7 protein-coding genes are annotated in these 6,888 nt (G+C 49.2%); 4 read left to right on the top strand and 3 right to left on the bottom strand.

What is annotated here, in order from left to right:
- Positions 1–584 precede the first annotated feature (584 nt).
- The 3 genes from AC0N03_RS12550 to AC0N03_RS12540 are packed head-to-tail and all read right to left on the bottom strand — an operon-like array spanning position 585 to position 2,809.
- A complete protein-coding gene (locus AC0N03_RS12550) occupies positions 585–1,070 on the bottom strand; it encodes a type II toxin-antitoxin system VapC family toxin (protein ID WP_474289140.1) in 486 nt (161 codons plus the stop codon).
- Positions 1,060–1,863: a hypothetical protein gene (locus tag AC0N03_RS12545; RefSeq protein WP_474289139.1), complete on the bottom strand. Its 804-nt coding sequence runs from the start codon at positions 1,861–1,863 to the stop codon at positions 1,060–1,062. Before AC0N03_RS12545 ends, AC0N03_RS12550 begins: the two co-directional genes overlap by 11 nt.
- A gap of 22 nt (positions 1,864–1,885) precedes the next feature.
- On the bottom strand, positions 1,886–2,809 hold the full coding sequence (locus AC0N03_RS12540) for an IS1595 family transposase (RefSeq protein ID WP_474289138.1): 924 nt from the start codon (positions 2,807–2,809) through the stop codon (positions 1,886–1,888).
- Positions 2,810–3,140: 331 nt separating this feature from the next.
- Here AC0N03_RS12540 and AC0N03_RS12535 point away from each other — a divergent pair, with 331 nt between their 5' ends.
- From AC0N03_RS12535 to AC0N03_RS12520, 4 genes are all read left to right on the top strand, one after another.
- On the top strand, positions 3,141–3,674 hold the full coding sequence (locus AC0N03_RS12535; RefSeq protein ID WP_474289137.1) for a hypothetical protein: 534 nt from the start codon (positions 3,141–3,143) through the stop codon (positions 3,672–3,674).
- 604 nt (positions 3,675–4,278) lie between these two features.
- Entirely contained in the window at positions 4,279–4,842 is a 564-nt protein-coding gene (locus AC0N03_RS12530) for a hypothetical protein (RefSeq protein ID WP_474289136.1), read from the top strand.
- A gap of 114 nt (positions 4,843–4,956) precedes the next feature.
- On the top strand, positions 4,957–5,166 hold the full coding sequence (locus AC0N03_RS12525) for a helix-turn-helix domain-containing protein (protein ID WP_474289135.1): 210 nt from the start codon (positions 4,957–4,959) through the stop codon (positions 5,164–5,166).
- The gene (locus tag AC0N03_RS12520) at positions 5,163–6,728 is read left to right on the top strand and encodes an AAA family ATPase (protein WP_474289134.1); all 1,566 of its coding nucleotides are present in this window, start codon (positions 5,163–5,165) and stop codon (positions 6,726–6,728) included. Before AC0N03_RS12525 ends, AC0N03_RS12520 begins: the two co-directional genes overlap by 4 nt.
- Positions 6,729–6,888: the final 160 nt, after the last annotated feature.

Below are 6,888 nucleotides of genomic sequence, written 5' to 3'. Positions count from 1 at the left end.
TCAAGTCCGATGGGCTGAGCAAACAGTTACGATCGTGAACCGCGCACCATAATTGCACCCATTCCTCTGTCAGGTTGGTCAATGACTGTCGCGATGGGGGCGATCAATATGTAAATGCAGTTAAGGATTTAACACCCGACGCTGCCTATATGTTATGATGACTTGATCTGAGAGAATTTCGATAGGATCTAGAATATTTTGATAAATTTCAGTGATTTAATTAAATCAAAACGGATCAGCGCAGTGTGAAAAATGGGTCAATTTGAAGTACGAGTTGACAATACTTGATCAATCTTTCGGCAACTATATACTTTACAAACCAGATAGAGCGCTCTAACGGCACGAGTAATTGCCAGCCTTGATCAAGGGCCACGCCTCTTCATATGGCATGATTTTCTCGTGCTTCGATTTCCAATGAGCGTCAATGCCATCCCATCCGTTGCCTTGGAAAACGTGCTGACATTCGGGGCATACCTTGGATTCTATCGGCTTATGCCGCGCAATTTTGCCTAGAATCTCGTTAAACTGCTCTTCGGACTCGTCGCATCCAAGAGCACGAGCGGCTTGCTCGAAGCTTTCGCCTGTCACGGCCTTGGCTTTCGTAGATCGAGTTGAGGGCGTTTTGCTTCTGGCTTGCATATCTTTAATTTGTTCCCTGCGACATTGCCCGAAAATTGGAGCAACTGATCGTCAAATGTGTGAAACTCAGCAACACGATATAAGATTGCCGTTGCAAGATGAATGGCATCAGGCGAAGCAATCACCTTAACGCCACTATTAGCGGCATGATTGCGAATATCATGAGCAATCCCAGAAACCCGAATATCCATGCTGACCTGACTTACACGCTTCATCATATTTTTGAAAAACGTATCCATACCAGCTGGAATTTTCGCGGACAAAACCTCAACTGAAGTTAGAACGGACGTCATGATTTTCGCTTCGCGGCGCTTTGACCGCTCAATTAATTCCCTAACGCCATCCATTTCCCCGGACTTGCGTTCCTCATCCTTAAGCCAAGCTACAAATATACAGGTGTCCCAATAGTAAACAGGTGTATCACCAGGCATCGCGAAGCTCCCGAATAAACGCTTCGCTGCTTAACAAGCCAGTCGCATCTGGCGCGCGTCCTCGAAGATCATCCCAGTCTGGAATATCATTTTCAAATGGGTGGACGTCTATAAGGGAAACCGCAATTTGATGAGCAAAAGGTGCGCCTGCACGATACTTAAGCGTTCCGAATACCTCAACACGCCGCCCCACCGCGGATATAGCATCATCATACATTTTCGGCGTGAAATGGCAGGTAACTTTTTTTGGGCCAACTTCTGGATATATCTGAAACGTATTCACGCCTTGGTGGAGATTGATTTGTTCCAACCTGCCTTCAATTCCGCCCTCGCACTCTTCATCGACAGCAAGAGCCTGTTCGAGATGCTGATAAATTTTTGGCGTGAAATCAAGAACTTCCCCATTAAACATCAAGGTCGTATGCTTCAAGCTTTTTCCAATTGGCTTTGCTAAAGCATGAAATTCTTCCAAAATATCAGCGTCAAATTCTAACAAACTGTCTCCAGCTTTAACGGCATTAGATACCCGTTTAAGGCTCTCAACCACAATGTGGCCGGTAAACAGTTGAGAAGATATTGGGTTTGCCTCCAAGACAACCCTCATGGGGCTATTATAAGAAAGTGCGGCAATATTAAAAACAGAGCCAGCCTTCCCATCATTGGATTCGCGGTCAAGCTTGTTTAAGGCGGCTCCCAAATGTTGTAATTGAGCCATAAACGTATTGAGGCGAACCCGCCCTTCGTTTTCGGGAAGCCCTTCAATAATTAGCTCAATCCGATCATTCTCGGCCATGATACTTATTCCACCCTTTTTATTATTCTGCGCTAGCTGACCGGTAAGTCAATTGCTTGCCGCTGATCCCTGCCAAGGCATTTACGTTGCGCTGCGCATCCTCTACGCCTAATTTCAAGCGGTTGTTGTAGCGAAAATCGAACTCCGCCAGATAGCGATGCAAGTGGGCCTCAGAAACCGAGTGATAAACACCAGTCACGCCGCGCTTAAAGATCGAGAAAAAATTCTCTGCTGTATTGCTGTGAACGTATGCACCAAGGCGAACATATTCATTCGCGCTGTGGTTCGTGGTGTGATGATTGGCGAAATCCTTGACGATCTTAGGATATACAGGGCTTTCGTCTGTCATGATTGCGCTGGCAAGATTGATGTTCGCGGCGATAATCGGGCGCAAAGTTTTAGAAGTCACATTGGCAACATGAAATGAAACGGCGCGACCATCACGCTCGACCAAAGTTAAAACCGGCTTCTTGGCGGCAACCTCTTTAAATGCGCGGTTCTTGGCTTTGCCGCCGACATAGGTTTCGTCAATCTCGACAATTTTGTTAAAGCCGCCAAGACCACCGTCCGCAAGATGGCTGTCAGAACGCATTGCTTCACGAATGCGATGGCAAAGGAACCATGCGCTCTTATAGGTAATCTGCAAGATGCGGTGTATCTGGTGTGCGCTAATGCCCTTCTTGGAGGAAGTCATCAGATAGACAGCTTGTAACATCTTGTTCAAAGGAATGTGGGCGGATTCAAAAACCGTTCCAACTTTCACAGTGAACTGCTTGCGGCAATCGGAGCACTTGCGAAGGCCGACGCGGGTTTTGCCGAGGTCATAATGCTTTCCAGAAACCGAGCCACAATGCGGGCAAACCGGATTGCCATTCCAGAGAATAGCTTCCAAATGCGCGAAGGCGGCGGCTTCATCATGAAAATATGGGCTGGAGAGAGCAGACATCACCTAACTCCTTGAATCTAATATGATTCAAACGGCGTGGTGCGTCAAGTATATAATTGCCACAAGCACAATTGAATGTTGCGTTCGTTCATCATGAGCGCGCTATACAAAGCCAGCGAGGCAAAATAAATATCAAATATAATTAATTTATAATATAATAATTTCTATATTTGATTTATCTCAATAATGCAGTATCACAACTATATTCGTATAAAAACCATCGCGTCAAATTAAGTTATAATGCATGCCCCTTATATCGATAAAATCAGATCTAGTGTAGGGTGGAGCCATGCTATACAAAATTTGCAATGTATGCGCCGTTACAATTTTGATGACTCTGACGTTCGTTCTGCAACAGCGCTACCTTGGTTTTCTCAACCTCAATGACCGAATTTCGATCTTTTACCTACCAGCGGCTGTCATCACGCTTTCGTCGCTATGTTTCGGGTATGCAGCGGCCTTTGGCATATTCGGCGCGGGTATATTGATTAATTTCTATCTCTATCCAGAGGTGCACGGACTGTCCAATCTGGCCGTTGCAATCGTGCCCGCTCTCGTCAGCGCGATCACTTTGGCTGTGATGACCGTAACCAACAGGAACATCTCGGATCTGCTGCATCCTGGCATCGCCTATTCGGATATTGATGCAATTGACGTACTCTATTTTTGTATTCTCCACGCGGTACTGAATACCGGCACATATCAACTGCTCTATTTTTTTGATCCTGAATTTGGCGTCCCATTCGAAGCCTTCATGCTTTTCGGCATGATGCTGGGTGACTTGGCGGGCTCGTTTTTGGTTTTCATCGTGTTGAACCTTGGATATAGCGCGGTTAAGCGTCTCGTCACAGTGAGCACTCGCTGAATTTGAACCAGTGACAAGTGACGTGCATTTGGCGTGATAAACTATCTTTGATTTTGCGCACATCCTTGAACGCCGGAGGGTCGAGCTTCCCGGGCAGAGCGTTCGTGGCGACCTGGATGTGACACCCGGAATTTTCGACACGACCGGGGTGCGGCAGGTTCAAGTGCGCCCGGCGCAATTTGATCAGATGCAAGCCTTCGCCAATAGTTCGGACTAGCCATTCAGACTCGAATATGCCTGTGCGGCGTCCGGTGTGCTTTTGCAATTTGGAACTTCTGTGAGAGGTATCATACTGTTAATTTCCTTCTCTTATTGAACCATTTTTGTATTTAGTGGTGATCCGCGTTATCGAGAAATTTTTGATAAATTTCAGTGATTTAATTAAATCAAAACGGATCAGCGCAGTGTGAAAAATGGGTCAATTTGAAGTACGAGTTGACAATACTTGATCAATCTTTCAATCAAATACACCGAGCGGCTATAGGAAACTGGTATCAAACTCGCAGTTGTCAGTATCGAGGAGAGCTGTGATGATCTATCCTGAGAAACCGGAATAAAATCGTGTTTCTGTCCCGTGAACCCAAAATCCACAGTGAGATGGCTCATGCTGAACAAGCCGAAATCTTTGGAAGATTTGGTGAGTGATTTGTTGAAAGCCAAAGCCGATACACCCGATCACGAAATCGGTGAGAGCGTCGGCTTTTTGTTGAATTCCGGAATTTCAAAGGGTGAGGCTTCCGAAATTGCAGGTTTGATCAGGAATTATATCCTGTTCTCAAAAAGTTTGGCGACTGATCAAGCTGTCAAACCCAGCACTCGCGATAATGCCTATCGAGCATATTCAAACGCCTTTCAGGTCGGCCTAAAACTGGGCCTCGCCATTCGCGGCCGAACGTACGAGAGTGCTTTGAAGGCCGCGATGGCCAGCCGCGGCGGGCTAAAATCGGCGCAGAATCGGGCTGCACGACCAACGAATGAGAAAGACGACATATTTCGCGCTGCCTTAGAAATCAGAGAGAAACATCCCGATTATTCACAAGAACGATTGGCAACAGAGATTATTTTCAAGCTGGGTCTGAACGAGAGACCTTCGCATGCCACCCTGGTTCGCTGGATTTCGGCTTGGGAAGGTTCTGAATTTCTGAAGCGCAAGCAAGCAAAAACATAGCAGAAATTTCCCGCATCAAGCTACTTGATGTGCCAGCTTGAAGCTACTTGGCGTTGCAGACTGCCCCGAAAACGCGTGCATAAGAACAGACCGTCTAAACAAGGACGGTCGCAAATGAACACATCCAAACCCTCGCAAATCAGTGAGCCTCTGGCTCTGTCGGTCGATGACACCTGCCAGGCGATCAACGTCGGGCGCACGACCCTTTACAGTTACATCAAATCGGGAAAATTGAAAACGGTACGGATCGGCGGTCGTCGTCTTGTGCCGCTGGTCGAGCTCAAACGCCTGCTTGCAACAGAAAATCATGAGGTGACGAAATGACGACACCTCATCTCTCTCCGGCGGGCAATATGCTTCAGGACCTCGAGGCCGAACAGGCGGTGCTCGGGGCGCTGTTAGGGAATAATGAAATCTATCCCCGCGTTGCGCATCGTCTTAAATCCGAGCATTTTGTCCATCCTCTTCATCGGCAGATTTTTGAGGTCATGGAGGTGTTCATTCCTCAAGGCCGGGTTGTGGACTTTGTCACCATTCGCCCGATGCTTTCGCAACCACAGCCAGACGCATTTTCGTACCTTGCACAATTGGCGGCTCAGGTGCCGACGGCCATGCAAACGGTCGGATACGCCCGCATGATAGCCGAACTCGCGGCGCGGCGGAAAATCATGGAGGCGGGACAGGCAATGATTGCCGATGCCGCAGACAGCTCGAAAAATCTGTCTGTGCTGATGCAGAATGCTTCGCTGAAGCTTGAATCGGTCAAACCGACCCCGAAACTCAAGGCGACGCCGTTTAATTGGGTTGATCCGGTCGAACTTCCGCCGCGGAAATTCATCTACGGCAGGCACTATATCCGCAAATATTTGTCCGTTACGTCCGGTCTGGGCGGTTTGGGCAAATCGTCACTCGTGATCACGGAGGCCCTTGCCATTGCGTCTGGCCGCAATCTGCTTGGCATCACGCCGCAGGAGCGGGCACGGGTCTGGGTGTGGAATGGCGAAGATCCGCTTGAGGAACTGCAAAAGCGCGTCGCCGCAGTGGCGCTTTATTATGATATTCCGCCTGACGAGCTGCAAGGTCGGCTATTCATCAACAGCGGCCGGGACAGCCCCATACAGGTCGCCAAAATGGAGGGGGCCAGGGCCTGCGCGACACCGCAAGTCGAAGAAATCGTCCAGACCATAAAAACAAATAATATCGGGCTGCTGATCATAGACCCGTTTGTCTCCTGCCATGCCGTTCCGGAAAACGACAATTCGGCGATCGAAGTGGTCGCCAAAACATGGGGACACATTGCAAACGCCACAGGTTGCGCAATCGAACTGGTTCACCATAATCGGAAGATGGGTGGCGCGGAGGCCACAGTTGAGGACGGGCGCGGCGCAATTGCTCTCTTGAGCGCCGCCCGTGCAGCCCGAGTCATTAATGGCATGACTGCGGATGAGGCGCGTAAAGCCGACGTCACTGAACGGCGCCGGTATTTTCGTGCCAATGACGGCAAAGGCAACCTGAGCGTTGCGTCAGATCAGAGCGCCTGGTTTGAAATGCGTTCGGTCGAATTGGGCAACGGCGACCATATCGGTGTGGCAACGTCCTGGACATTGCCTGACGCCTTCGCAGGCGTCAGCACAACTGATTTGCTGCGGGTTCAGGAAAAGATCCATGAGGCTAAATATCGCGCCAATTCTCAGGCCAAGGATTGGATTGGTCATGCCGTGGCCACGGTTCTGGGGCTGAATCTGATGAAGCCGGCGGATAAGGCAAAGACTTCGGCTCTGGTGAAGACGTGGCTGGCATCAGGTGCTCTCGAGTTATATGACGCCTTCGATGAAAGGCGCGTGAAGCGGGAATATGTCAAGGTTGGAGCCTGGGCGAATGCATGACCGCCATTGTGTTCGCTTGCCTCACTTGCTCGGCAGATAATTTTGCGATCGCCCCACCCCACACCCCTTACGGGGTGGTGGTGGGGCAAGGATGTGATCAAGGCTGTGGTGCTTTGCCGCAATGAAGTGCGGCACGTGGAGCAAAGCTTGATGGGGCGTC

Source organism: Methylocystis sp. sgz306128, assembly GCF_056032725.1.
This window is presented reverse-complemented; position numbering and strand designations above follow the sequence as displayed.

What these genes read in the sequence shown, in the direction of transcription:
- AC0N03_RS12535 (WP_474289137.1), top strand. Translation starts at nt 3,141, where the DNA reads ATGACTCTGACGTTCGTTCTGCAACAGCGCTACCTTGGTTTTCTCAAC.
- AC0N03_RS12550 (WP_474289140.1), bottom strand. Translation starts at nt 1,070, where the DNA reads ATGCCTGGTGATACACCTGTTTACTATTGGGACACCTGTATATTTGTA.
- AC0N03_RS12520 (WP_474289134.1), top strand. Translation starts at nt 5,163, where the DNA reads ATGACGACACCTCATCTCTCTCCGGCGGGCAATATGCTTCAGGACCTC.
- AC0N03_RS12540 (WP_474289138.1), bottom strand. Translation starts at nt 2,809, where the DNA reads ATGTCTGCTCTCTCCAGCCCATATTTTCATGATGAAGCCGCCGCCTTC.
- AC0N03_RS12525 (WP_474289135.1), top strand. Translation starts at nt 4,957, where the DNA reads ATGAACACATCCAAACCCTCGCAAATCAGTGAGCCTCTGGCTCTGTCG.
- AC0N03_RS12530 (WP_474289136.1), top strand. Translation starts at nt 4,279, where the DNA reads ATGCTGAACAAGCCGAAATCTTTGGAAGATTTGGTGAGTGATTTGTTG.
- AC0N03_RS12545 (WP_474289139.1), bottom strand. Translation starts at nt 1,863, where the DNA reads ATGGCCGAGAATGATCGGATTGAGCTAATTATTGAAGGGCTTCCCGAA.